The organism is Psychrobacillus lasiicapitis, from assembly GCF_006861795.1.
Classification (GTDB): Bacteria; Bacillota; Bacilli; order Bacillales_A; family Planococcaceae; genus Psychrobacillus; species Psychrobacillus lasiicapitis.
The window spans coordinates 26,151-50,550 of sequence record NZ_VDGH01000014.1; the positions used below are offsets into that span (position 1 = coordinate 26,151).

Consider the following 24,400-nt stretch of genomic DNA (forward strand, 5'->3'; position numbering starts at 1 on the left):
AAGGGTTCTTTGAAAGCATGTAAAACATTTTATCTGTGCAGAAAAGAGTTATATAATAGAAATTAGTGATTACTTGAGGAGTGGATAATATGTCGGAAGAATTTGACTTATCTCAATTTGAAAAAAGCATGGTTATCAGACAAACGACTTTTTCTGATATTGAATCTATTTTAGAAATACAGCGATTGTGCTTTCCAGGGATGGACCCTTGGGAAGTAGCACATTTACGCAGTCATTTAACGATATTCCCAGAAGGTCAATTAGTAGCAGAGCTGGATGGGAAAGTAATTGGCTCATGCTCCAGCCTTATTATTAACTTTGATGAGTATGATGACCGTCACTCTTGGTCTGACGTAACAGATTCAGGTTATATTACAAATCATAATCCAGATGGCTATAACTTATACGGAATAGAAGTAATGGTGCATCCTGAATTTAGAAGGATGAAAGTCGGTCAACGCTTGTATGAGGGCAGAAAAGATATTGCCAGACAGTTTAATTTAAAATCCATTATTATTGGTGGCCGCATTCCAAATTACCATAAACACGCAAACGAAATGTCACCAAGAGAATATGTAACGGCGGTTTCTCGTCATAAAATATATGATCCCGTATTAACCTTTCAATTGATGAATGGTTTTACATTGATGCGTATTAATCCAAATTATTTACCGGATGATAAGGCTTCTGTTAAATACGCTACTTTAATGGAATGGAATAACGTAGATTATATCCCATTATCAAAGCGTCATTTTAAAACGAGCTATCCTGTTCGAATATGCGCGGTCCAATATATGATGCGCAAAATTAATTCGTTCGAGCAATTTGCACATCAATGTGAGTATTTTGTAGACGTTGCATCCGATGCACAATCCGATTTTGTCGTATTTCCAGAAATTTTTACGACCCAGCTTATGTCTTTCTTAGATGAGCCTTCTCCAAGTCAGGCAGTTCGTAAATTAACGGAATATACCCCACAGTACATGGAATTGTTTGCGGATTTAGCTGTTCGTTACAATATTAACATCATTGCTGGCTCTCATTTTGTAGAAGAGGAGAACGAGGAAATTTATAATATTGCTTATTTATTTCATCGTGATGGAGCGATTGACAAGCAATATAAAATTCATATTACACCAAACGAACGCAAATGGTGGGGAATTAGTGCAGGAGATTCCGTGCAAGTATTTGATACGGATTGTGGGAAAATTGCCATTCAAATTTGCTACGATATTGAGTTTCCAGAGCTTGCCCGAATTGCAACAGATATGGGTGCCAATATTATTTTCACGCCATTTTGTACAGAGGATCGCCAAGGATACTTACGAGTTCGCTACTGTGCACAAGCGCGCGCAGTGGAAAACCAAATTTATACAGTTATCTCAGGTACGGTAGGTAACTTACCACAAACAGAAAATATGGATATTCAATATGCACAATCGGCTATTTTTGCACCGTCTGATTTTGAATTCGCGAGAGACGGAATTGTAGGCGAAACAGAACCGAATGTCGAGATGGTTCTAATAGGAGATGTCGATTTAGAAATATTAAGACGCCAACGACAAGACGGAACAGTTAAGCATTTAAAAGATCGTCGACATGATGTCTATGGTATAGATTATAAAAAATGAGGAATGGGTGTTTCACGAATGTCTTATAAACAATTATTCGAGCAATGGAATCGTTTTGCTGAGTTAGAATCTGTTTGGAAAGAAGATTTGGATCAGTTAGCAAAAGATGAAAAGCGTGTTGAAGATGCTTTTTATCGGGATCTAGAGTTTGGAACAGGTGGAATGAGAGGAGAAATAGGAGCAGGTACGAATCGTATGAATACATATACGATTCGTAAAGCTACTACTGGTCTTGCGGCTTATATTAAGACGGCCGGAGCAGATGCGATGAAACGTGGAGTCGTTATTGCTTATGACAGTCGTAGATTTTCCCCCGAATTCGCAAACGAAGCGGCAAATACACTAGCTTCCAATGGTATTCAAGCTTATTTGTACAATGAACCTAGAACAACACCGCAGCTGTCTTATTCCGTGCGAAAACTAAATGCATTTATGGGAATTGTTATTACGGCAAGCCATAATCCTCCTGAATATAATGGTTACAAAGTATATGGAGAAGACGGTGCACAGTTAAATTTAGAAGATGCGGATGCTGTTATTCGTTATGTTTCTGATGCTGGTGATGCGCTTCAAATCAAACAAAATGCATTTGATGATCGCTTAATTACCTATCTAGATGAAGATATCGATCAGGCTTATATAGAGGAATTAAAAACCGTGCAAGAAAATTCAACAATCGCATCAACTACCGATTTAACAGTAGTTTTCACTCCACTTCATGGGGCTTCCGGTAAAACAGTGAAGCGAATTTTAAGTGAAGTGGGATATGAGCACATCCATTATGTAGAAGAGCAAATGGAACCAAATGGTGAGTTTCCTACAGTGAAATCACCAAATCCAGAAGAACAAAGCGCTTTTGAATATGCAATCCGATACGGAGAAAAATATGATGCAGACATTTTAGTGGCAGCAGACCCTGATGGAGACCGTGTTGGACTAGCCGTGAAAACAACAGAAGGGTACAAACTGTTAACTGGAAATCAGACTGGCGCCATTTTAATCGAGTATTTATTAACACAGCGAAAAGAAAAAGGAACGATGCCCGCAAATGGCCGTGTGTTTAAAACGATTGTGACATCTGATCTTGGACGAGTGATTGCAGAGTATCATGGTGCAAGCACGGAAGATGTATTAACAGGATTTAAATTTATCGGAGAAAAGATTAAACAATATGAAGAAACGAAAGAATACGAGTTTTTGTTTGGCTATGAAGAAAGCTATGGTTATTTAGTGAAAAGCTTTGCGAGGGATAAAGATGCGGTACAAAGTGTGTTATCCATCATAGAAGCTGCAGCTTTCTATAAAGAGAAAGACATGACACTAGTAGACGTTTTATATGCATTATACGAGCGACATGGTTATTATTTAGAAGGACTTGTTTCTGTTACGAAAAAAGGTGTGAGCGGAGCGAATGCGATAAAAAACTTACTAGAACAAGTTCGTGTCAATCAATTAACAGAAGTTGTTGGCATTGCTATTTCTTCACAAGAAGACTATTCGACATCCCTACGAACATTTGTTGATGGTCGTAAAGCGGAGCAGATTGTATTGCCAAAATCGAACGTACTAAAATACTTCCTTGCAGATGGCTCATGGGTTTGTGTTCGACCAAGTGGAACAGAGCCGAAGATAAAATATTATTTCGGTGTGACAAGCGGGACAGAAGCAGAAAGCATGGAAAAGCTAGCACTGCTAAAAGAAGTATTCTCAACTGAAATGAATAAGTATTTAGAGGAATAAACAAGAGAATGGATTATCGTGTGCTAAAAAGTGTGCAACTTGAAGATATATATTCAACTTTAAAACCAGTCCTGTAGGTAAAGGGACTGGTTTTTCTTGCTTTTGATAGGGAGAGTAAATTTTTTCAGTCAAAAGTATGAAGCTATGTAGATACTGTGAGGTTCGATTAAGTGATATGATGGAAAGTAAGAGAACATAAGGTGGAGGAGTTTACATGCAGTTAAATGAACTCTCAAATATTGAATTATTGAAAGAAATTGCAGAATTTCTAAACGAAGAAACAGAAATGGAGAAAATGCTTCAAGGTGCGCTTCGTAAGCTATTAGAAGGGACGATATTCGAGACCGGCTGGATATTTTTTATCAACGAAAAAGGGAAGCAAGAGCTAATTGCCCATGAAAATCTGCCAAATGCATTGCAACAAAATGACTGTAAACACCTGCAAAAAGGTGGGTGCTGGTGTGTTACAAGATTTCTAAATAGCGAGTTAGACAAGGCTTCTAATATTATCGAATGTAAAAGAATTGTCCATTCCAGAAGGAGTAGCAGTAAAGATTATAGTAATATTACACATCATGCAACTGTTCCTTTACAGTCTGGACAAGAGAGATTCGGTCTTTTAAATGTTGCAACCCCAAACACGATTCGTTTTTCAGAAGGAGAACTTGCGTTGTTAGAGTCTGTTGCTTTTCAAATTGGATCTGCGATTAAGCGAATTTTATTAACAAAACAAGAGCAGCAAGTTGCACTTGTACAGGAAAGAAATCGACTCGCTCGCGATTTACATGATTCGGTCAATCAATTACTATTTTCAGTTACCTTAACTGCTAGAGGCGGGATAGAGATGACGGAGCAGCAAGATGTTAAGAACACATTTAAAGAGATTCAATATTTAACGCAAGAAGCTTTAACGGAAATGCGAGCACTTATATGGCAGCTCCGCCCGAAAGGCTTAGAAAATGGAATAATAGAAGGATTAAAAGGGTATGGAGATATACTAGGATTAACGCTTAATGTGAATGTTAAAGGAGTCATCAATTTACCAGCTAAAATTGAAGAGACTTTGTTCCGAATCGCACAAGAAGCAATGAATAATGTACGAAAACACTCAGGCGTTTTACAAGCGGAGTTGTATTTAACCATTACTACTACAGATGTATTGTTAGTCGTAAAAGATGAAGGACGTGGATTTCATATGAATGAATTAAACAGCCTTAGATCGTTAGGATTACAGAGTATGAAAGATAGGGCGTATTCCGTCAGTGGAACAGTAGATTGGGTAACAGAATGGGATAAAGGAACGGAGATATTAGTCCGTTTACCGTATTAGGGGGGATAGAAATGATACGAGTATTAATCGCCGACGACCATCATGTAGTTAGACGAGGCTTAATGTTCTTTTTAAAAACGCAAAAAGATATGGACATAGTGGGAGAGGCCTCAAATGGAAAAGAAGCAGTTGAGCTGACAGCAACTTTGAAGCCTGATGTGGTATTAATGGATCTTGTGATGCCAGAAATGGATGGTATTCAAGCGACAAAACGTATTAAAGCAAAATATCCACAAATTCAAATTCTAATGCTAACAAGTTTTTCTGATAGAGACCACGTCATCCCAGCATTAAAAGCAGGAGCTGCTGGGTACCAATTAAAAGATATAGAGCCCGATGATTTGGCAGAAGCTATCCGCAAATTAATGCGTGGAGAAAATACATTACACCCAGAGGCCACTTCACAGCTTCAAAAAGAAGTGGAAGTCACACCACTTTCCCCGCATGAAGAACATCCTTTAACTCCAAGAGAGCAGGATGTCTTGTCTGAGCTAACAAAAGGAAAAAGCAATCGTGAAATAGCATCATCCTTATTTGTAACAGAAAAAACCGTGAAAACACATATATCGAATATATTCGTTAAGCTACAAGTCCAAGATCGAACCCAGGCCGCGTTATATGCAGTCAAACACGGACTCACAGAGCCAAGTGGGCAATAAAGTAAAAAGGAAGTTCGCAAAATCTTCGCGAACTTCCTTTTTGAAACTGAAAATCTACGTTCGACCGAATTATAAAAAACGATCAATCAATAACTTCTACTAAATGTGGCTCAATATGCACAAGTACTACGGAAAAAGGCTTCAATTTCATAATACGCTGTTCAATTTCTTCTGTAATTCGATGACTTTCAATTACGTTAAGGTTGGGATTTACGGTAACGGTTATATCGACAAACATTAAATTTCCATGCATTCTAGCTTTAAAATCCTTTAACGTTTCTACCCCTTGTACGCGTTTTACGACAGTAGACAAGGACTCCGCCTCTTCCACGTTGAATCCATCTGATAATGTATAGGCAGCCTCATGAAAAATTGTATAAGCTGTATAAATAATGATGACACCAACAATTAATGCCGTAATCCCATCTAAAATAGGGAAACCAAAAATGGACCCTAATATACCAATTGTTGCACCAATACTAACTAATGCATCTGAGCGATTATCATATGCAGCGGCTTTTAAAGCAGCACTATTTATACGAGTACCTAATTTTAAGTTGTATTTATACACTATATACATGGCGATTGCACTAATGAGCCCAACAATTGCAGTTAAGATGGAGGGAGTTTGTTGCACTGGATTTGTTATATGTTGAATTGCTTGAATAATTACTTGAATTCCAATCGATGCCATAATAAAAGCAGCTATTAAAGATGCAATAGTTTCCGCACGTAAATGTCCGTACTGATGATGATCATCTGGTGGTTTTTGTGAAATTCGAAGTCCTATTAGGATGGCAATAGATGCAATAATATCTGTGAAGTTGTTTAATCCGTCTGCTTTTAATGCTTCAGAAGAACCGAGAAAGCCTGCACTAAGTTTAAAAGTACTTAACAGTAAGTAAATACCAATACTTACCCAAGCTCCTCTTTCCCCTTCACGTAAATTTGTATATAGCTCCAAAGTGTTTCCTCTTTTCAACATTTTATTGCATATGAAAACGACTCTCAATTTGAGAGTCGTTTTCATATAACTGTATAGTTTTTTATTGTTCTTCTGTTACTTCTTCTAGATCATTTAATGGAGTGGCTTTAATGATTTCCAAGTATTGAATATGATGCCCATCAATGTCTTTAACCATGAAATCATATCCTTGTTCGATAATCTTTTCACCTTTAACGGCTTCAAAGCTCCTTGTCATAAACCAGCCACCAATAGTATCGATATCTTCTTCATCAATATTAATACCAAGAAGGTCATTGACATTTTCGATTAACATTTTTGCATCGATGATGAAATGATTTTCGTCAATCTTTTGGACTTCTGGAAGCTCATCTGTATCGAATTCATCACGTATGTCACCGACGATTTCTTCGATAATATCTTCAATGGTAACAAGACCAGACGTACCACCATATTCATCCATTAGAATGGCCATATGAATACGTTCTCTTTGGATTTTAAGCAATAAATCAGCAATCGGCATATTTTCAATCACTCGAATAATTGGCTGCATATAGTCAATCACTGGAGTAGATGCATTTGCGGGATCTTTAATATAAGCTGTTAATAAGTTTTTCATATTAACAAGTCCTATAATATGGTCTTTGTCTCCATCTGTTACAGGATATCTTGTATATTGTTCCACACCAATTAGCTCAAATACTTCATGTAACGTTAAATCTTTTTCGATCGAAATAATTTCCGTTCGTGGAACCATAATTTCTTTTGCAATACGATCATCAAATTCGAAAATCTTGTTTACATATTTATATTCAGCTTGGTTGATCTCTCCACCTTTATAACTGTCAGAGAGAATCATGCGAAGTTCTTCCTCTGAATGGGCTACTTCCGATTCTGAGACGGCTTTTAAACCAAATACTCGGGTAGCTAAAAATCGTGCAGACCCATTCATACCGTGAATAACTGGATACATAAGACGGTCAAAAATAATTAGCGGTTTTGCAACTGCTAATGTAATTTCTTCCGACTTTTGAATTGCCATTGTTTTAGGTGTTAGTTCCCCAACAACTACATGTATAAATGTTACTAGAGAAAATGCAATGATAAATGAAAGTACGGAGGTAACACTCTCCGGAAGCTCAAAATACTCGAATGCAGGATGTAGTATAGCTTCGATAGTCGGCTCTCCAAGCCACCCTAACCCTAGAGCGGTAATGGTTATTCCTAGCTGACATGCAGATAAATACTCATCCAAATTAGAAACGACTTTTTTTGCATTTATCGCCCTTGTGTTTCCTTCAGCAATAAGCTGATCAATTCTTGTCGTTCTTACTTTTACAATTGCAAATTCACTAGCAACGAAAAATGCAGTGAATGCGATTAAGACAGCAAATGCTGTCAATCGTATGGCTATCTCCAAATAATTACTTTGTCCCTAACCCGAATGAGGGGTAGAACAAAGTATACACCTCCTGTTTTCTAAAAAATAGTTTATACGTTTAATAATAAAATATATAAAAAGAAAATACAAATCTTTCTTCTCACATGGAACAAATTTCTATAGAAACTTAACATAAACTTATCAATTGTATAGTCCCAATAATGCGATAATAGTAGTGTTGTATAGATGGGAGGATATCAATTGAAAGATACATATTTTGAAATTATAAAGGCTTCTACTAAACTAGGTTTCACGTCCTTTGGAGGACCAGCCGCACATATTGGTTACTTTCGAGAAGAGTATGTGGAAAAGAGAAAATGGCTGGATGATAAAATGTATGCCGATATCGTAGCACTATGCCAGTTTTTGCCTGGTCCTGCTTCTTCCCAAGTTGGAATATCGATTGGTTTGTTAAGAGGAGGTATACTTGGAGGTATCCTTTCTTGGCTAGGCTTTACTTTGCCATCTGTCATTATATTAATGCTTTTTGCAGCGTACGTTACAACTACTGGTTCATTTGATAGCGGTTGGATTCAAGGCCTAAAAATTGTTGCAGTCGCAGTTGTTGCACAAGCGCTTCTCGGTATGCAAAAGTCACTTGCTCCTGACAAAATTCGTATTTCTATTGCCGTAGTATGTGCTATTTTAACTTTGCTTATTCCAACTGCTATTGGGCAAATTAGCATCATTGCTGTTGCCGGGCTATTTGGTTATATATATTACAAATCAGAACCGGTGGAACCAGCTCCTAATATGGTACTTACTTTTGGCAAAAGGACTGGTATTATAAGTTGGATTTTGTTTTTTGGACTATTGATTTTATTGCCTGTTGTTAAACCTTTTTTTCAATCTGTATATTATTCTATTTTTGATACGTATTATCGAGTTGGATCTATTGTGTTTGGGGGAGGGCATGTCGTTTTACCGATGCTTGAACGAGAAGCGGAAGTAGCTCCAGATATATTTCTTGCTGGATATGGAGCAGCACAAGCAGTGCCAGGACCTCTGTTTACACTAGCAGGCTATTTGGGTCAATTGACTGCTGGAATTCCTGGAGCTATTATAGCAGTCATTGCGATGTTTTTACCGTCGTTTTTATTGGTAATAGGTACTTTGCCATTTTGGTCTTTTATCAGGTCGCAAAAGGGGATTCAGGCCGCCTTAAAAGGAGTTAATGCAGCTGTGGTGGGAATTCTTCTAGCTGCGTTATATGATCCCGTTTTTACGAGTGCGGTAACAAGCACGTTTGATTTTATTATTGTATTAATTACTTTTATGTTATTAGTCGTGTATAAATGGGCACCTTTTAAAGTAGTATTAATAAGTACGTTATTAGGTGCAGGTGTACAATTAATCTAATAAATTTCTTTTTTCAAAATGTATTGACAACGGAAATTTTTATATGCTAATGTTAAGGGACACTAAATAAAAGGAAATGGAGGTATGAAAAATGATTCGTTTAAAAGATAGCGCAAAAAACTTAATAATTTATTCATACCGACCATTAGACGAAAAATGATTTATTAATAGACATGTAAGAAAAGAATTATGTCTATTTTTAAAGCACATTGCCGTATTGTGGGCAATGTGCTTTTTTGCGTTTAATGATTTCCATTTTTTGGTGAAAAATTAGATGGGGGAGTGTTGGATATGACTATTCAGCGAACAAAACAAATTTTATTAAAGGAATCTCTAGAAGGCGGATAGCCGAACGTATAAGTGGATTTGAAGAGGAAAGAGGGGTTAATGAATGTTTTCTGTTTTATTTAAATTAAAATGGTTTTTCCAAGATAACTGGAAGCGGTATACAGTTGCGGTAGGACTGCTTATTGTTGCGAGTGTTATAGAAATTTTACCTCCTTGGGTAGTAGGGAATGCAATTGATACTATTACTTTGGGTGAAATGACGTCCAGTCAATTATGGCAATACTTTTTCATCTTTATCGCAATAATTATTGTAGCGTATGCACTAAATTTTATATGGCAATATCAGTTATTCGGTGGTTCGATTTCAATTGAGCGAATTTTGCGTACTAAGTTAAATCGCAAATTTTTAAGTATGACACCAACTTTTTATGAAAAAAATCGTACGGGTGACTTAATGGCTCGTGCAACAAATGATTTAAATGCAGTATCACAAACTGCAGGCTTTGGAATCATGACACTAATTGATTCGACAATGTATATGGCAGCTTTAATATTAGCAATGGGCTTCATCATTTCTTGGAAGCTTACATTCTTCGCACTTTTACCTATACCGATTTTGGCAATTATCATGCAATATTTAGGGAAAATCATTCATGAAAAATATATGACTGCCCAAGATGCATTTGGTGAGTTAAACGACCGCGTTTTAGAATCGATTGCTGGTGTTCGAGTTATTCGTGCATATGTGCAAGAGCGTGCGGATGAAAAAACGTTTGCTGATATGAGTGAAGACGTATACCAAAAAAATATGGTAGTGGAACGAATTGATGCACTTTTTGGACCGATTACGAAAGTAGGTACGGGCATAAGCTATGTAGTTGCTTTAGGATACGGTGCGTACTTAGTCTCTAGAGGCGAGATGACAGTTGGGAATTTGATCACGTTTAACGTGTACTTAGGTATGGCAATCTGGCCAATGTTCGCAATTGGTGAGCTGATAAATGTCATGCAACGAGGGAATGCTTCTTTAGATCGTGTACAGGAAACATTGGATTATGAACAAGATGTAAAAGATCCGACCAATCCAATCACTTTAAAAAATGCAAGCTCCGTTGGTTTTGAACAGTTTGGATTCCAATATCCGCTGTCCCAAGTGAAAAACCTGCAAAATATCCAAGTGAAACTGAAAAAAGGGCAAACGCTTGGAATCGTCGGGAAAACTGGTTCAGGGAAAACGACTTTTATGAAACAATTATTGAAGGAATATCCGATTGGTACAGGTGCTTTAACGATTGGAGAGACGACAATTTCCGAACAAACTAAAGCTCAAGTGTTAGAATGGATTGGCTATGTTCCACAGGATCATGTGTTATTTTCTCGAACGATTCGTCAAAACATTCTATTTGGAAAAGAAGATGCAACGGAAGATGAGCTAGAAGATGCAATTCGCTTAGCGCATTTCCAACAAGATTTGATGAATTTACCGATGGGCCTAGAAACATTAGTAGGAGAAAAAGGTGTTTCTTTATCGGGTGGTCAAAAGCAGCGTGTGTCGATTGCTCGCGCGCTTATTAAAAATCCTGAAATACTATTGTTAGATGATTCGCTTTCAGCGGTAGACGCGAAAACAGAAGCGAAAATCATTGAAAATATTCAAACAGAACGTAGTGGGAAGACAACAATTATTACGACGCATCGATTATCCGGTATTCAGCATGCAGACCATATTATCGTGCTAGATGAAGGACTGATAGTAGAAGAGGGTACTCACGAAGAGCTTCTTTTACAAAATGGTTGGTACAAAGAGCAATACGATCGTCAACAGCTTGAGGGGGTGTCGTCATGAGTACAGGAAAACGACTCTACCATTACGCATTATTTTATAAAAAACCAATTTTGCTTGGTTTAATCTTTTTAACAATTGCGGTGTTTGCCGATTTATCGGGGCCTTTCATCGCCAAGACAATCATCGACAAACATATTGTAGAAGGTGCCATTGAATTTCAACCGATTCTACTGTTACTAGGATTGTTTTTTGGATTAAGTGTTGTTACGGCAGTTTTTCGATATTTCATGTTTATACAGCTACAAATAGGAGCGAATCGGGTGGTACAAAAACTGCGAAACGATGTATTTCAACATATCCAGACGCTACCGATTCAGTACTTTGACAATTTGCCTGCTGGTAAAGTGGTAGCTCGTGTTACAAATGATACAGAGGCAATTCGTAATTTATATGTGCAAGTATTATCACAATTCGCAACGAGTATTATTTCTATTCTAGGGGTCTACATCGCGCTCTTCATACTAAATGTACGAATGGCTTTGATGGCTTTATTTGTTCTACCGATCATTTATATTTGGATGATTAGTTATCGTAAATATGCCTCTAAATATAATCATATCGTTCGGACGAAAATTGCGGATTTGAACGCAATGCTCAATGAATCGATTCAGGGGATGTCCATTATTCAAGCGTTTAAACGAGAAAAGCAAATGGACCGAGAATTTGAAGAGATGAATGAAGAGCATTATCGCTATCAGAAAAAATTATTAATACTAGATTCCGCAACATCGTTTAACTTAGTAAGTGTCCTGCGTTCCATTATGTTTATTATGTTCATTACTTATTTTGGCTTCCAATCAATGGATCCAAGTATTATCGTATCAGCTGGTATGTTGTATGCATTCGTAGATTATACGACTAGATTATTCAACCCAATTACAGGAATCGTAAATCAGTTCTCGCAATTGGAAAGATCACTTGTAGCTGGTTCTCGTGTTTTTACATTACTTGATGAGTCAGGCGAAAAAGTAGCGGATAAGAAAATGGAGCGATACGAAGGAAATGTAGAGTTTCAAAATGTTTCATTCGCATACAAGGAGCAAGAGTATGTGTTAAAAAACTTGAACTTTATAGCAAATAAAGGAGAAACGGTGGCACTTGTAGGGCATACAGGATCTGGTAAAAGCTCCATTATGAATTTATTGTTCCGTTTCTATGATTCTTCCAAAGGGAAAATTCTAATTGATGGAATCGATATTACCAGCCTACCAAGACAAACAATTCGCGAGCATATGGGAATTGTTTTGCAGGATCCCTACTTGTTTTCTGGAACGATTGCATCGAATGTGAGCTTAAACGATCCGAAAATCTCCCGGGAGAAAGTAGAGGCTTCATTAGCTGCAGTTGGTGGAGAACGAGTGTTAAAAAACTTGGAAAAAGGTTTGGATGAACCGGTTATTGAGAAAGGGAGCACATTATCTTCTGGCCAAAGGCAACTCGTGTCTTTTGCTAGAGCACTTGCATTCGATCCAGCTATTCTCATTCTCGATGAAGCAACGTCTAATATTGACACGGAAACTGAAGAAATCATCCAACATGCAATGGATGTATTGAAAAAAGGAAGAACCACTTTCATCATTGCGCACCGACTTTCTACTATTAAAAATGCAGACCGTATTTTAGTATTAGACCGCGGGGAAATTGTAGAGAGTGGAACACATGAAGAATTGCTAGAACTGCAAGGTCGCTATGAGCAAATGTATAAATTGCAAGCAGGAGTATCCTCATACGCATAATGCGTGTGGGGATATTCCCTTTTTTATGGTGAGCATGTAAAGATAGTGCTTCTTAGAATTGAGCAGGGTAAACGATGAGCCATTCCAGTAGCTTGATCGTAGTTTGGACAATTTCCTCGCGAGGTTGGACGATCTCCCTTGTAAACTGGACAATCATTGCAAGGTTGGACAATCCCTCTCAGAAGCTGGACAATCTTTTCAAAAAGTTGGACAATCTCTCCTCAAAGTTGGACAATCACCTCCAGGAGTTGGACAATCCCTTTCAGAAGTTGGACGATCTTTTCAAAAGGTTGGACGATCTCCCTCACAAACTGGACAATCATACAAAGTCGTTCAATCTCTCTCCGACTATTCTTTTATAAGAGAATTTTTTATCCGATGCGGAGGAATCCCTATTGAAGTTTTATGACGCTCATCGTATATTTAGAGAGACGAAATAAAATTAAAAAAGAGGTTGTCTATGTTAAATTGGCTACGGGATTGGAAAATCAAAATAGCTTCCTTCAATAGAAATATTCGATTGTTCATGCTTGCCAATATGCTCATTCAAACTGGAATGGGAATATTTGCAGTTATGTACAATTTATATATTAAAGAATTAGGATTTCCGGAAACTGTTAATGGAACCGTCATCTCTATGACTTCCCTTGCAACGGCAATAATACTTATTCCAGCAGGATTTTTAAGCGACCGATACGGGAGAAAAGGAATGATTATTCTCGGGACTATCGTTTCTGTATTAACTCTTTTTTATCGAAGCGTTACAATAAGCGAACAGTCCATTATATACGCGGCATTTCTAACTGGTTTGTTTATGGCGTTAGTACAGGTTTCAGGTGTTCCCTTTCTAGCAGAAAATTCGCGTGCTAGCGAGCGAATGCATTTATTTAGTATTCATTTTTCATTGGTTACAATAGCAAGTGTTATTGGAAGTTTAGGGGGAGGGGTATTGGCGGATGCATTGCATCTATATGCTAATATGTCCGTGCTTATATCGATCAAATGGGTATTAATAATAGGGTCGTTCATATTTGGATTGGGGTTAATTCCTTTATTTCAATTAAAGCCAAGTGAAAAAGTGGAAGAAACAGTAAGAGGGACAGATGCAAAAACAAAAGAAATTCCTAGTAATTTCAAACGAAATATTACTGTAATTGTGCTGTTTGGATTTGCCAATTTGCTAATAGGTACGGGTTCTGGATTAGTCATTCCTTATTTGAATTTATATTTTTCCAATCGATTTGATGCTTCCAATGCTTATGTTGGGTTAATCTTGTCACTAGGTTCGGCAATGACTGCAGTTGCTATGTTACTAGGACCTGCACTTGTGAAGAGAGTAGGGCATGTGCGTGCCTTAGTGATATTCCAACTACTTTCTATTCCTTTTTTATTTATCACAGGCTATACAAATTCTCTTATCATTGCATCTCTTGGATTTTTACTTCGCCAAGCGTTGATGAATGCTGGAAACCCGATCCAAAGTGCAATTGCAATGGACCTTGTGCATGATAAATATAAAGGACTGGCAAATTCAGTAAATCAGATGGTATTCCACATTGGCTGGGCGAGTACAGGAGGAATTGCAACAGGGCTTGTAATGGCCTATGGATTTTATTGGGGCTATGCATATACGTTTTCAATTACCGGTGTTTTATATATTATCGCTTCTACTTATTTTTATATTTTATTTGGACGCAAGAAGCTGGGGTCAGCATAAAAGCGCAAGGGAGGAGGATCCCTTGCGCTTTTTTAGTCATACACATGAAAAAGCATGAGTTCATGAATCATTTTCTTTACTGCTTGTTCGTCTGTAGGGGGCTCGCCTAGCCATTTTATCGTTCCATCTGGTTCATATTCCGCAGTATATCTTGTATTTCGATAGAAGAATGAAATCGACCAACCTGGTAATTGCTTATTTTCATATAATGGTTTGAAGCTAAAATGCTGCAGCAATTCTATCAACCTTTCATGTGGCATAATTTTCTCGCATACACTAGTAGAAATGACTAAAGAAGGAGCGTCAAATTGTTTACTGAAAAATTAAAACAAGCAATACTAAACGAATATGAAGATTATCACTTTTATCGTTCTATGTATAAATTAACTGACGATCCGTATTGGCAAAGTTTTATCGAGCATATATATTTAGATGAAAAAAGCCATTACGAAATGTTCCAACAATTATATTATATGCTTACAGGGACATTTGTTCAAAGTTTCCCGGAGCCTAAAGAGTGTTTTGATTTGAAAGAGTGTGCAAAAAACGCAATAAAAGATGAGTTGGAAGGGGCAGAAATGTATAAGGAAATGCTGCTCCAAATACCGATTCAGCAAGCATACGCTCCCCTGTTTGTGGCGATGCATGACGAAACGGAGCATGCTATTCGTTTATCTACGATGTACAACGCATTGTAATTACTTTTAGTGTTTGTCCTTCCTCTGCTATAATAAGTTAGAAGCTAGAGGAAAAAAGGTGAAAAAGATGAATTTTATATGGACAATCGCATTTATGGCAATCGTTGGAGCAGCAATAGGAGCAGTAACGAATCATTTGGCCATTAAAATGTTATTTAGGCCGCATGAAGCAAAATATATTGGATCATGGCGAGTTCCATTCACACCAGGTTTGATACCAAAAAGAAGAGATGAACTGGCAAAACAATTAGGCAATACGGTGATTAATCACCTATTAACTCCTGACATTTTTAAACGAAAATATTTCAATGAAGAAATGCAAGAAAAGACAACCAAATTGATCGTTCGCCAATTGAATGAAAAGATACTCCTTTCTGATAAAACAATTGCAGATTGGTTAAAGCTTGGAGGTCTTGAAAATATTGCGTCCATGGCAAATGGAAAAATTGAAAACCAAGTAGATATCCAATTTCAACAATTAAAGTCAAGATTTGAACGGGAAACAATCCGTGAGCTAGCACCTGCCGAATGGCAACAAAAAGCTGATACAAAAGTCGGTGAAATTGTTACTTATATTCTTGAAAAGGGAGAAGAGTTTTTCGAGTCCGAACAAGGAAAAATGACTGTAAAAAACTTAATTGATGATTTCCTTTCCACTAAAGGGACACTCGGAAGTATGATCCAAATGTTCGTTGGAGAATCGTCCTCACTTGCAGGAAAAGTACAACCCGAAATCTTGAAGTTTCTAAAAGCACCGGGCACGAAAAATATGTTAGAAAACATTGTACGAAATGAATGGGAAAAGCTAAAAGATCGCCCGATTGTGGAGATGATTGATGGATTTGATTTTGAACCGGTCATTGCGAATGTGAAGAAGTATTTAACTGAACAGTTGGCCATTGAAGAACGTTTAAGTCATAGCTTAGTCCATTATTTCCCTGAAGCAACAGAATGGACCCAAACAAAGCTAGTTCCTAAGCTTACTAATTATGCTTTTATAGAAGCAGAAGCAAAATTAGAAGAAGTATTGCGCAAAATGAAATTAGAGGATATGGTAAAAGAGCAAGTCGATTCTTTCCCAGTAGAACGTTTGGAAGAAATCGTACTTGGTATTTCCAAAAGAGAATTTAAAATGATTACCGTTTTAGGTGGATTTCTTGGAGGTCTCATTGGGATTATTCAAGGAATTATTGTATTTATAACGGGATAAAGGGGCTAACTACAATGATCAATATTTATGACGACATTAACAAACTAGAAGCATCACTACGAAAAACTAACGAGTTCGCAAACGTAAAGGCAGCTGTGGAGGCTGTAAAAGGAGATTCTGAATCATTAGCATTATTCCAAAGCTTTCGCAAAATCCAATTAACTCTACAGGAAAAGCAAATGAAAGGCGAAGAAATTGCTGGCGAAGAATTAGAATACGCACAAAAAACTGCACAGCTTGCGCAAAACAATGAAAAAATTGCTAACATGCTTCAAGCCGAAATGGGATTAAGTCAGTTGATTGAAGAAGTAAATCGTGTATTGATTAAGCCGGTACAAGAATTATACGAAGGTATTTAATAGAAAGGATCTCTCCACAATTGGATGAGATCCTTTTTATATTATAAAGAAGGAATATTGTAAGCGATGACGAATGTATTATTAATGAATGACTATTCACTGACAAAGGGGAGTATGGAATGTATAATACATTACGATTAGAAAAAGAAGGAAGAGTTGCTACATTAACATTAAATCGACCAGAAGCAATGAACTCGATGAACGAAATTATGATGCAAGAGCTAGCAGTTTGTCTGGAATCTCTAAAGGAAGACACTGCTATACAAGTTCTCTTGCTTAAAGGAGAGGGACGTGCATTTTCGGCTGGTGGGGATATTAAAGCGATGCTAGATACGGAGAATCCTTTTAATATAGAAGAAGCGATGGAATATGTTTCACGCATTGCATTAGCATTATATACTTTACCGCAAATAACAATCGCATCGGTACACGGAGCAGCAGCTGGACTTGGTTTTAGTATGGTACTTGGCTGTGATATAGTCATTGCCGAAGAAAATAGTAAATTGGCAATGAACTTTATAGGTATTGGATTAGTTCCAGATGGCGGAGGACATTTCTTCTTAAAAGAAAGAGTGGGAGTTCCAAAAGCAAAGCAACTTATATGGAGTGGTCAGTTGTTAAAAGGGATAGAGGCAAAAGAACTTGGTTTAGTAGATGAAGTTGCATCTGATGGCCTTGGATGGGCAACCGCAACATCCTATGCACAAAAACTTCTCCAATCTCCAATCGCAGCGATGATTGCCTCAAAACAAATTTTACATGCAAGTAAAATAGAGGAACTGCAGTCCATCCTAGAACAAGAAGCAATTACTCAAACCGCAATGCGTAAAACCGCTGATCATATAGAGGGTATAAGTGCATTTGTTGCGAAACGAAAACCCGCATTCACAGGACAATAGTTAACGAAATATCTGCAGAAGATCACTATAATTAATCTTCTGCTATTTTTGTGGAAAAAATACCTTTTAAAACTAAATGCCTCAGAATTCCAACTAACCGCTCTAAAATTCCAACTAAACTCAATTCTCGAGAAAAATCCAGCCAAAAAATCCGCTTTCTCATGCTATCATATTGGATAAGTTTTCCTTTTACAACTAAATGCCTCAGAATTCCAACTAAACTCTCCATTTTTCCAACTAACTGCTCTAAAATTCCAACTAAACTCAATTCTCGAGGAAAATCCAGCCAAAAAATCCGCTTTCTCAGGGTATTCCATTGGAAAGGATATCCTTTTACAACTAAACGTCTCAGAATTTCAACTAACCGCTCCATTTTTCCAACTAAACATCCTAGAATTCCGACTAACTTCACTTCTACAAGAAAAAAACACAAAAAAAGACTAAAACCTAGTCGGTTTCAGTCCTTTCGCTCTTTAACTAGTTCATACATGAAACAATACAAGCTTCCCTGCGCTATTCACCAAACGATGTGTCTTTTCAAGCAGTCCTTTTTCTTCGATTGCAGCTTCCCCTTTTTTCTTCGCTTCCTCATCGTTCTCAAAAGTCCAAGTTTCTTCAACAATCAGTTTTCCTGTTGGTTCAAATGCTGTAAATTTATATGTTTTCATGATAACACACCCCTTTATTCGTCTTCATTCTATTATACATTAATAATTCTAAATATAAATGTAAAGTAAGCTTGACAACGAAATGACTTGTAAAGTTAGCTTTACAAAGAAAGTAGGAATTCTGATGGAAAATTTAGTTAGAGAAAAGCGAATGGCTCTAGGTATGACGCAGGATGAACTATCAATCAGGTTAGATGTTTCTAGACAAACGATTAGTTCATTAGAAAAAGGACGTTATAATCCATCCATCACATTAGCTTTTAAGCTTTCAAAATTGTTCCAATGTACGATTGAGGAAATATTTATATACGAGGAGGAATAGGGATGTATGAGGGGTTTGATTTATTTTCATTTTTAATCGGTTTGCCTTTAGCGATTATCATAATAGCAATAGTTTCTTTAATCATGAGGCGGATTGGAAAGCAAAAAAGATGGTTTGATGAACGTTATGTTAGAATCCATGAAAAGGCCCGCTCCTTGTCTTGGACCGTTACTACGGTAACGATATTAATCGTGTGGATGATTATTATTTTTATGGAAGGACCAGGTTTAGCTTTTTTCTTAATGACTGCTATTTGGGTGATTCATATGCTTTCCTATGCGATCGGGTCATTCATTGCCAATAAAACTAACTAGAACGAATGGAGGATAATGAATATGAAAAACAATACAAAACTAGCGCTAGGTGTTTCTTTGTTTGCATTGATTGGGATTCCGTTGATTTTTCTATTTGTCTCATTAATAACGGAGAATTGGAAGTTTCTTATCTTCAGTATTTTCCCGGCTTTTTTAGCGGGATTCACTGGCTTAATGGCAACCCTTAAGCAAATGAAAAAAGAGCGTATTTATAATTAGTAATGAATAGAAAAGATTGTCTACATTTGATTGTATGCAATCTTTTCTTTATGTTAAAATAAGAACAAATATTCGTTTTTAAAGTGAGGCGGAAATAATGACAGAAATTCGATTTCTTCATATAGCGGATTTGCATTTGGACAGCCCTTTTAAAGGGATTTCCTCTATTCCGCAAAGCAAGTGGAAGGACATACGTGAAAGTACATTTAACGCTTTCACAAATATTATTGACTACGCATTGGAAAATAAGCCAGATTTCGTCCTAATAGTTGGTGATATTTATGATGGGGAAAATCGGAGCTTACGTGCGCAAGCACTATTTCAAAAAGGAATGGACTCGCTACAATCAGTAGGAATTCCTGTTTTAATTTGCTATGGAAACCATGATCATTTAAGTGGGAGTTGGGTTCGTTTTCAGCTTCCAGACAATGTGCAAGTATTCGAAGGAGAAGTGGAAACAAAAACACTAACTATTAAAGGACAAGAAATTTATATATCAGGATTTAGCTATAAAGAGCGACATGTTTTAGAAGGAATGCATCGTCATTACCCAACTGCTAAAGGAAACCATATTCATATTGGGATGCTGCATGGTAGTGTGGAAGGAAATGTGGAACACGATGTATATGCTCCTTTTCAAAAACATGAACTATTAGAAAAAGGCTATGATTATTGGGCACTGGGCCATATTCATAAACGTCAAACTTTGCATAGTGATCCTCCTATTGTATATCCAGGTAATACACAAAGCCGCCACAAAAACGAAAAAGGTGTAAAGGGATTTTATGAGGTCACCTTAACAAAGCATCATGCAGTGCTTCAATTTATCCCATCATCTGCATTTCTTTATGATGTAGTAGAAGTTTCTTGTGAAGGAATTGTCCATGCAAATGAATTAATAAAACATATAGAACTAACTCTAGACCACTATAGGAAAGCAAACGGAAATGCATTGATTGAACTTATTTTAATAGATATTAGTGAAGAGACGAAAGAGCTCATTCAAGGTTCTTCTAAGGAAGAGTGGCTACTACTTCTACAAGAAAGCTTGGAGATGGAAAGTCCATTTATAATCGTGAAGGATTTGCATATAGCTCAACCTAAAAAAGATCGAAAAGAATTAAATATGCTTTTAGAAAGGATGAATGAATGGGATTCTTCCGCTTGGAAGCATGTTTTAAAGGATCTTTATCGACATCCGAAAGGTAGCAGATATTTACCTCCAATAGACGATCTGTTTTTGAATGAAACACTGCAAGAGGCAGAACAGCTGCTTTCAAAAGTGGGGACAAAGGTGGATAAACAGTGAAAATAGAAAAGCTCCATATTTATGGTTTTGGAAAACATGAACATGTAGAAATCAGTCTAATGAATGGGATCAATATATTTTACGGAGAAAATGAAGCCGGAAAGTCTACAATCCAGCAATTCATTTTGCATATTCTTTTTGGGTTCCCACAAAAAAATGCGCAGCTTTTACGATATGAACCTAAAAGTGGGGCCATGTACGGTGGTAAAATTCATCTTATAGACCAGTTTGGGGATCGTGTGATAGTAGAACGTGTAAAAGGCAAAGCAAGTGGGGACGTAATCTTATATTTTGAGGATGGTACAAGAGGTGGGGAGAAGGAACTTTCATCTTTACTTCATTCATACAGTCGTACAGATTTCGAAGCAATTTTCTCTTTTTCATTGCTTCAATTGCAAGGCTTCGAAAGAATGACAGAAGAAGAGCTGACAAGAACGCTTCTCACATCAGGTACGACTGGGATGGACATGTTAACAAGCGTGGAAACTCAATTTGTAAAAGAAATGGGAGAACTGTTTAAGCCAACTGGGAAGAAACCATTGATCAATCAAAAAATGGAAGAATTACGAGCATTGGAGTTAGCATGGAAACAACAGATGGAAGAAGTACAAATGTATGAGCCTTCTATCAAACGTCTGCAGGAACTTGAACTGCTCATAGTAGAAAGGCTAGAAGAGGAGAAAAATATCTCCAATCAATTACAACAGTATTTACAGTGGAAGCAATTAAAACCCATAAAAGAAAAAGAAATAGCATTAGAACAAGCATTGGAAAAAGTGAAACATCAAACCTTTCCATCGGATGGTATTCGTAGATATGAACTAATAAAAGATAAAGAGACAAGCGTAAAAATTGCCACTGAACAAATAAAAGAAGAACTTAGTTCAATAACAAACAGCAAAACTGCCCTCTCACAAGAAGAATTGGAAGCACTACAGGCCTTTTTAAATAATGAAAGCGAGTGGCATGAGCTAAGAGCGAAGCGAATACAAATAGAAGAGGAACAAAGTAAAACTTTACAAAGTCAAATGCAACAATTAGCTCTAATTGGAGTAGATTGGGAAAAAAGCTTAACTCAAATGGTTCAAGCGGATGTCTCCATAGGGAAGGAGGATAAACTTGTTTCCTTCTTAAAAAATCAGGAACAACTAGATAGACAAATCGTTCAAGAAAATCGTTTATTGCAAATGAAAAAAGAAGACTTCGAAAAACATCAACATCATTTAAACGAATCGAAACGGACGAACAGACCCTCTTCCCAGAAGACCAATCCAAACGGGATAGCTTTTTTGCTCATTGCAGTTATTCTATTAATCGGTTTTACTTTTAGCTTTCTCCAAGCAAATTGGATAATTGCACTTACAACTGTACTTATCAGTGCGATTGTTTATATTGGCTTTAAGTTCCTGCTTAAAGCATTGCAGCAAACAAATGATGTGCAAAAGTATGAGCATTTATTGCTGAAAGAACAACAGGCTTTAAAAGAGCAAATAGAACGACTTGAATATACTCTACGTGAACTAGAAAGAGAAAAAAGTGAAATTGGTCATCAGGTACGTACATTTTTAGCAGAGTACCATATTAGTGAGCTTTCCCCTAGCTTATTGCCTAAAGTTTTTAATAGACTTCGAATGATTCAAGAGCAACAAATACTATTAGATCAAATGGAAACTAAATTATATGAAGTGAGTAAAAGAGTTCAAACACTATTCGGACGGGCCAAGGAAGTGGCAGCCATCCAGTTAATAGAAGAGATGCTTTTTCACCAGCTGCGTGAATATTATTTAACTGAAAAGAGAAAAGCAGAAGAACAGGAGTTTAAAGCTGGAAAGATCGACCAATTGGAAACAAAATTACAGGAAGCTAGATTAGTTCTCGCCACATATGAAGAAAAAATCGAGGAGCTATTCAAGGAAGCAAATGCAGTAACAGAAGAAGATTATTACATGGCATCCACTATTTACGAAGAAAAGCTAGCACTAACAATAGAACTCGAGCAAATTAGAATGCAACTAGGCAATAGAGAAATAAATATGCAGGATTTTAACGAAAGCTTTGAAATAGAATGCAAAGAAAAACTACAAGCCTCTCAACAAGTACGAAATCAAATGCTAGAAGAAAAAGCAACTCTTCAATACAAAACCAAAATGTTAATCGAAAATGATGAACAAAGTGAAAAGCTACAGCAGTTAGAACAAAAAAAAGCAGAGTTATATAAATTAGTGAAAAAGTGGGCTGCTTATAAGGCCATTGTAGAAGCGATACAACAAACTTTTGTGCAGTTAAAGGAAAAACGTCTCCCAGAAGTTTTGGAGTACGCACAGAGCTATTTCCGCACGCTCACAGCTAATGTTTATGAAGAATTGATCCTATCGCCAGAAGGGAACTTTGAGGCAGTGAGATTAAACGGACAGCGTTTTAAAATTGCCGAGCTTAGCCAAGCAACAAAAGAACAGGCATATATTTCGCTACGAATTGCACTTGCAGTAGCATTAAAAGGGACGACACCATTTCCAATTATAATGGACGATCCATTTGTACATTTCGATCGTTTCAGGCTGCAACACATGGTACAATTAATGACAGAGCTACAGAAAAAACATCAACTACTGTATTTTACATGTCATGAAAATATGCGATATGGATGGAAAGATGCACATATCGTTGAAGTAGCAGACATATTAGCCGGAAGTGGAGGGAATGTGAAATGAAAGGTATTACACAACTACGAGTAGGGGATCCAGTAGATCATTTCTTACTAATAAAACAATCAACAAAAGGGATAACAACTGTCGGAAAACCGTTTATGTCACTTGTTTTACAAGATAAAAGCGGCGATATCGAAGCGAAACTATGGGATACAAATGAAGAGCACGAAAAACTATATGCCGCTAGTCAAATTGTACGTGTTGGAGGAGAAATTCAAGATTACCGAGGAAAGTTCCAGCTTCGAGTAAAAAGCATCCGTCCAGCAAAATCAGACGAACAAGTCACGATAAATGACCTTGTGCCCTCAGCTGAAAAGTCGAAAGAAGAACTAATGGAAGAAGTAATGCAATTCTTCTTCGAAATGAAAAATCCTTTGATTCAACGTGTTACTCGTCACTTACTAAAAAAACATCAAGCTGCTTTTATGACATACCCAGCGGCGACGAAAAATCACCATGATTATGCATCAGGTTTAATCGACCATGTTGTTTCCATGTTAAAGCTTGCGAAAGCATTATGCGAATTGTATCCGACACTTAACAAAGACCTTTTATATGCAGGCATTATTCTACATGATATCGGAAAAGTAATCGAGCTATCTGGACCGGTTGCAACAACCTATACAACGGAAGGAAATTTACTTGGTCATATTACGATAATGGTCAATGAAATTTCAAAAGCGGCAGATGAGCTTCAAATTGAAGGGGAAGAAGTAATGCTTCTTCAGCATATGGTGCTTTCTCATCATGGTAAAGAAGAATGGGGAAGTCCAAAGCGACCAATGGTTCGTGAAGCGGAAATCTTGCATTATATAGATAATATTGATGCAAAAATGAACATGCTGAATCGTGCATTAGACAAAACAAATCCTGGAGAATTTACTGAACGTCTATTCCCGTTAGAAAACCGTTCGTTTTATAAACCTACATTTGAATAACAACAAAAAGCGTAAAGGCTCATGCCCTTACGCTTTTTGTATGAA

General features: G+C 37.0%; 23 protein-coding genes. 18 read left to right on the plus strand and 5 right to left on the minus strand.

The window, feature by feature from the left end; translation table 11 throughout:
* The first annotated feature begins 89 nt into the window (after positions 1–89).
* From FG382_RS20110 to FG382_RS20125, 4 genes are all read left to right on the plus strand, one after another.
* Positions 90–1,631, plus strand: a complete 1,542-nt coding sequence (locus tag FG382_RS20110) for a carbon-nitrogen hydrolase family protein (protein WP_142540640.1) — start codon at positions 90–92, stop codon at positions 1,629–1,631.
* An 18-nt stretch (positions 1,632–1,649) separates the two neighbouring features.
* A complete protein-coding gene (locus tag FG382_RS20115) occupies positions 1,650–3,371 on the plus strand; it encodes a phospho-sugar mutase (RefSeq protein WP_142540641.1) in 1,722 nt (573 codons plus the stop codon).
* A 214-nt stretch (positions 3,372–3,585) separates the two neighbouring features.
* Entirely contained in the window at positions 3,586–4,701 is a 1,116-nt protein-coding gene (locus FG382_RS20120) for a GAF domain-containing sensor histidine kinase (RefSeq protein WP_142540642.1), read from the plus strand.
* A gap of 11 nt (positions 4,702–4,712) precedes the next feature.
* Positions 4,713–5,360 (plus strand): response regulator transcription factor, encoded by a 648-nt coding sequence (locus FG382_RS20125; RefSeq protein ID WP_142540643.1) that lies wholly within the window; start codon positions 4,713–4,715, stop codon positions 5,358–5,360.
* An 82-nt stretch (positions 5,361–5,442) separates the two neighbouring features.
* On the opposite strand, the gene FG382_RS20130 is transcribed toward FG382_RS20125, so the two are convergent.
* Together FG382_RS20130 and FG382_RS20135 are read right to left on the minus strand one after the other, a co-directional pair.
* On the minus strand, positions 5,443–6,324 hold the full coding sequence (locus tag FG382_RS20130; RefSeq protein WP_142540644.1) for a cation diffusion facilitator family transporter: 882 nt from the start codon (positions 6,322–6,324) through the stop codon (positions 5,443–5,445).
* An 82-nt stretch (positions 6,325–6,406) separates the two neighbouring features.
* The gene (locus FG382_RS20135) at positions 6,407–7,726 is read right to left on the minus strand and encodes a hemolysin family protein (protein WP_142540645.1); all 1,320 of its coding nucleotides are present in this window, start codon (positions 7,724–7,726) and stop codon (positions 6,407–6,409) included.
* A 240-nt stretch (positions 7,727–7,966) separates the two neighbouring features.
* On the opposite strand from FG382_RS20135, the gene chrA reads away from it, so the two are divergent.
* The 4 genes from chrA (at position 7,967) to FG382_RS20155 (ending at position 14,711) form a co-directional block, all read left to right on the plus strand.
* A complete protein-coding gene (chrA, locus tag FG382_RS20140; protein WP_229677459.1) occupies positions 7,967–9,124 on the plus strand; it encodes a chromate efflux transporter in 1,158 nt (385 codons plus the stop codon).
* A gap of 391 nt (positions 9,125–9,515) precedes the next feature.
* Positions 9,516–11,258 (plus strand): ABC transporter ATP-binding protein, encoded by a 1,743-nt coding sequence (locus FG382_RS20145; RefSeq protein WP_142540647.1) that lies wholly within the window; start codon positions 9,516–9,518, stop codon positions 11,256–11,258.
* Positions 11,255–12,994: an ABC transporter ATP-binding protein gene (locus FG382_RS20150; protein WP_142540648.1), complete on the plus strand. Its 1,740-nt coding sequence runs from the start codon at positions 11,255–11,257 to the stop codon at positions 12,992–12,994. The genes FG382_RS20145 and FG382_RS20150 overlap by 4 nt, the downstream gene beginning before the upstream one ends.
* A gap of 460 nt (positions 12,995–13,454) precedes the next feature.
* The gene (locus tag FG382_RS20155) at positions 13,455–14,711 is read left to right on the plus strand and encodes an MFS transporter (protein WP_142540649.1); all 1,257 of its coding nucleotides are present in this window, start codon (positions 13,455–13,457) and stop codon (positions 14,709–14,711) included.
* Between the two features lie 32 nt (positions 14,712–14,743).
* On the opposite strand, the gene FG382_RS20160 is transcribed toward FG382_RS20155, so the two are convergent.
* Positions 14,744–14,947: a YheE family protein gene (locus FG382_RS20160; RefSeq protein ID WP_142540731.1), complete on the minus strand. Its 204-nt coding sequence runs from the start codon at positions 14,945–14,947 to the stop codon at positions 14,744–14,746.
* 72 nt (positions 14,948–15,019) lie between these two features.
* Between FG382_RS20160 and FG382_RS20165 the strand changes: the two genes are divergently transcribed.
* From FG382_RS20165 to FG382_RS20180, 4 genes are all read left to right on the plus strand, one after another.
* On the plus strand, positions 15,020–15,409 hold the full coding sequence (locus tag FG382_RS20165; protein WP_142540650.1) for a ferritin-like domain-containing protein: 390 nt from the start codon (positions 15,020–15,022) through the stop codon (positions 15,407–15,409).
* A 67-nt stretch (positions 15,410–15,476) separates the two neighbouring features.
* Complete coding sequence (locus tag FG382_RS20170) at positions 15,477–16,619, plus strand: DUF445 domain-containing protein (protein WP_142540732.1); 1,143 nt, start codon at positions 15,477–15,479, stop codon at positions 16,617–16,619.
* A 14-nt stretch (positions 16,620–16,633) separates the two neighbouring features.
* Positions 16,634–16,978 (plus strand): YlbF/YmcA family competence regulator, encoded by a 345-nt coding sequence (locus tag FG382_RS20175; protein WP_142540651.1) that lies wholly within the window; start codon positions 16,634–16,636, stop codon positions 16,976–16,978.
* A 119-nt stretch (positions 16,979–17,097) separates the two neighbouring features.
* Positions 17,098–17,877 carry an enoyl-CoA hydratase gene (locus FG382_RS20180; protein ID WP_142540652.1) on the plus strand — a complete coding sequence of 260 codons (780 nt, stop codon included), beginning with the start codon at positions 17,098–17,100 and terminating at the stop codon, positions 17,875–17,877.
* Between the two features lie 31 nt (positions 17,878–17,908).
* Here the strand turns inward: FG382_RS20180 and FG382_RS20185 are convergent, their stop codons facing one another.
* Positions 17,909–18,250, minus strand: a complete 342-nt coding sequence (locus FG382_RS20185; protein ID WP_142540653.1) for a hypothetical protein — start codon at positions 18,248–18,250, stop codon at positions 17,909–17,911.
* Positions 18,251–18,359: 109 nt separating this feature from the next.
* Positions 18,360–18,545: a YhzD family protein gene (locus tag FG382_RS20190; protein WP_142540654.1), complete on the minus strand. Its 186-nt coding sequence runs from the start codon at positions 18,543–18,545 to the stop codon at positions 18,360–18,362.
* Between the two features lie 124 nt (positions 18,546–18,669).
* On the opposite strand from FG382_RS20190, the gene FG382_RS20195 reads away from it, so the two are divergent.
* The 6 genes from FG382_RS20195 (at position 18,670) to yhaM (ending at position 24,355) form a co-directional block, all read left to right on the plus strand.
* Positions 18,670–18,867, plus strand: coding sequence for a helix-turn-helix transcriptional regulator (locus tag FG382_RS20195; RefSeq protein ID WP_142540655.1), 198 nt, complete (start codon positions 18,670–18,672; stop codon positions 18,865–18,867).
* 2 nt (positions 18,868–18,869) lie between these two features.
* On the plus strand, positions 18,870–19,181 hold the full coding sequence (locus FG382_RS20200; RefSeq protein ID WP_142540656.1) for a DUF2178 domain-containing protein: 312 nt from the start codon (positions 18,870–18,872) through the stop codon (positions 19,179–19,181).
* 21 nt (positions 19,182–19,202) lie between these two features.
* The gene (locus tag FG382_RS20205) at positions 19,203–19,400 is read left to right on the plus strand and encodes a hypothetical protein (protein ID WP_142540657.1); all 198 of its coding nucleotides are present in this window, start codon (positions 19,203–19,205) and stop codon (positions 19,398–19,400) included.
* Positions 19,401–19,497: 97 nt separating this feature from the next.
* The gene (locus tag FG382_RS20210) at positions 19,498–20,709 is read left to right on the plus strand and encodes a metallophosphoesterase family protein (RefSeq protein WP_142540658.1); all 1,212 of its coding nucleotides are present in this window, start codon (positions 19,498–19,500) and stop codon (positions 20,707–20,709) included.
* Complete coding sequence (locus tag FG382_RS20215) at positions 20,706–23,420, plus strand: ATP-binding protein (protein WP_142540659.1); 2,715 nt, start codon at positions 20,706–20,708, stop codon at positions 23,418–23,420. The genes FG382_RS20210 and FG382_RS20215 overlap by 4 nt, the downstream gene beginning before the upstream one ends.
* Positions 23,417–24,355 carry a 3'-5' exoribonuclease YhaM gene (gene yhaM / locus FG382_RS20220; RefSeq protein WP_142540660.1) on the plus strand — a complete coding sequence of 313 codons (939 nt, stop codon included), beginning with the start codon at positions 23,417–23,419 and terminating at the stop codon, positions 24,353–24,355. The genes FG382_RS20215 and yhaM overlap by 4 nt, the downstream gene beginning before the upstream one ends.
* Positions 24,356–24,400 lie beyond the last annotated feature (45 nt).

What these genes read in the sequence shown, in the direction of transcription:
- FG382_RS20110 (WP_142540640.1), top strand. Translation starts at nt 90, where the DNA reads ATGTCGGAAGAATTTGACTTATCTCAATTTGAAAAAAGCATGGTTATC.
- FG382_RS20115 (WP_142540641.1), top strand. Translation starts at nt 1,650, where the DNA reads ATGTCTTATAAACAATTATTCGAGCAATGGAATCGTTTTGCTGAGTTA.
- FG382_RS20120 (WP_142540642.1), top strand. Translation starts at nt 3,586, where the DNA reads ATGCAGTTAAATGAACTCTCAAATATTGAATTATTGAAAGAAATTGCA.
- FG382_RS20125 (WP_142540643.1), top strand. Translation starts at nt 4,713, where the DNA reads ATGATACGAGTATTAATCGCCGACGACCATCATGTAGTTAGACGAGGC.
- FG382_RS20145 (WP_142540647.1), top strand. Translation starts at nt 9,516, where the DNA reads ATGTTTTCTGTTTTATTTAAATTAAAATGGTTTTTCCAAGATAACTGG.
- FG382_RS20150 (WP_142540648.1), top strand. Translation starts at nt 11,255, where the DNA reads ATGAGTACAGGAAAACGACTCTACCATTACGCATTATTTTATAAAAAA.
- FG382_RS20155 (WP_142540649.1), top strand. Translation starts at nt 13,455, where the DNA reads ATGTTAAATTGGCTACGGGATTGGAAAATCAAAATAGCTTCCTTCAAT.
- FG382_RS20170 (WP_142540732.1), top strand. Translation starts at nt 15,477, where the DNA reads ATGAATTTTATATGGACAATCGCATTTATGGCAATCGTTGGAGCAGCA.
- FG382_RS20175 (WP_142540651.1), top strand. Translation starts at nt 16,634, where the DNA reads ATGATCAATATTTATGACGACATTAACAAACTAGAAGCATCACTACGA.
- FG382_RS20180 (WP_142540652.1), top strand. Translation starts at nt 17,098, where the DNA reads ATGTATAATACATTACGATTAGAAAAAGAAGGAAGAGTTGCTACATTA.
- FG382_RS20185 (WP_142540653.1), bottom strand. Translation starts at nt 18,250, where the DNA reads ATGGAGCGGTTAGTTGAAATTCTGAGACGTTTAGTTGTAAAAGGATAT.
- FG382_RS20190 (WP_142540654.1), bottom strand. Translation starts at nt 18,545, where the DNA reads ATGAAAACATATAAATTTACAGCATTTGAACCAACAGGAAAACTGATT.
- FG382_RS20195 (WP_142540655.1), top strand. Translation starts at nt 18,670, where the DNA reads ATGGAAAATTTAGTTAGAGAAAAGCGAATGGCTCTAGGTATGACGCAG.
- FG382_RS20200 (WP_142540656.1), top strand. Translation starts at nt 18,870, where the DNA reads ATGTATGAGGGGTTTGATTTATTTTCATTTTTAATCGGTTTGCCTTTA.
- FG382_RS20205 (WP_142540657.1), top strand. Translation starts at nt 19,203, where the DNA reads ATGAAAAACAATACAAAACTAGCGCTAGGTGTTTCTTTGTTTGCATTG.
- FG382_RS20210 (WP_142540658.1), top strand. Translation starts at nt 19,498, where the DNA reads ATGACAGAAATTCGATTTCTTCATATAGCGGATTTGCATTTGGACAGC.
- yhaM (WP_142540660.1), top strand. Translation starts at nt 23,417, where the DNA reads ATGAAAGGTATTACACAACTACGAGTAGGGGATCCAGTAGATCATTTC.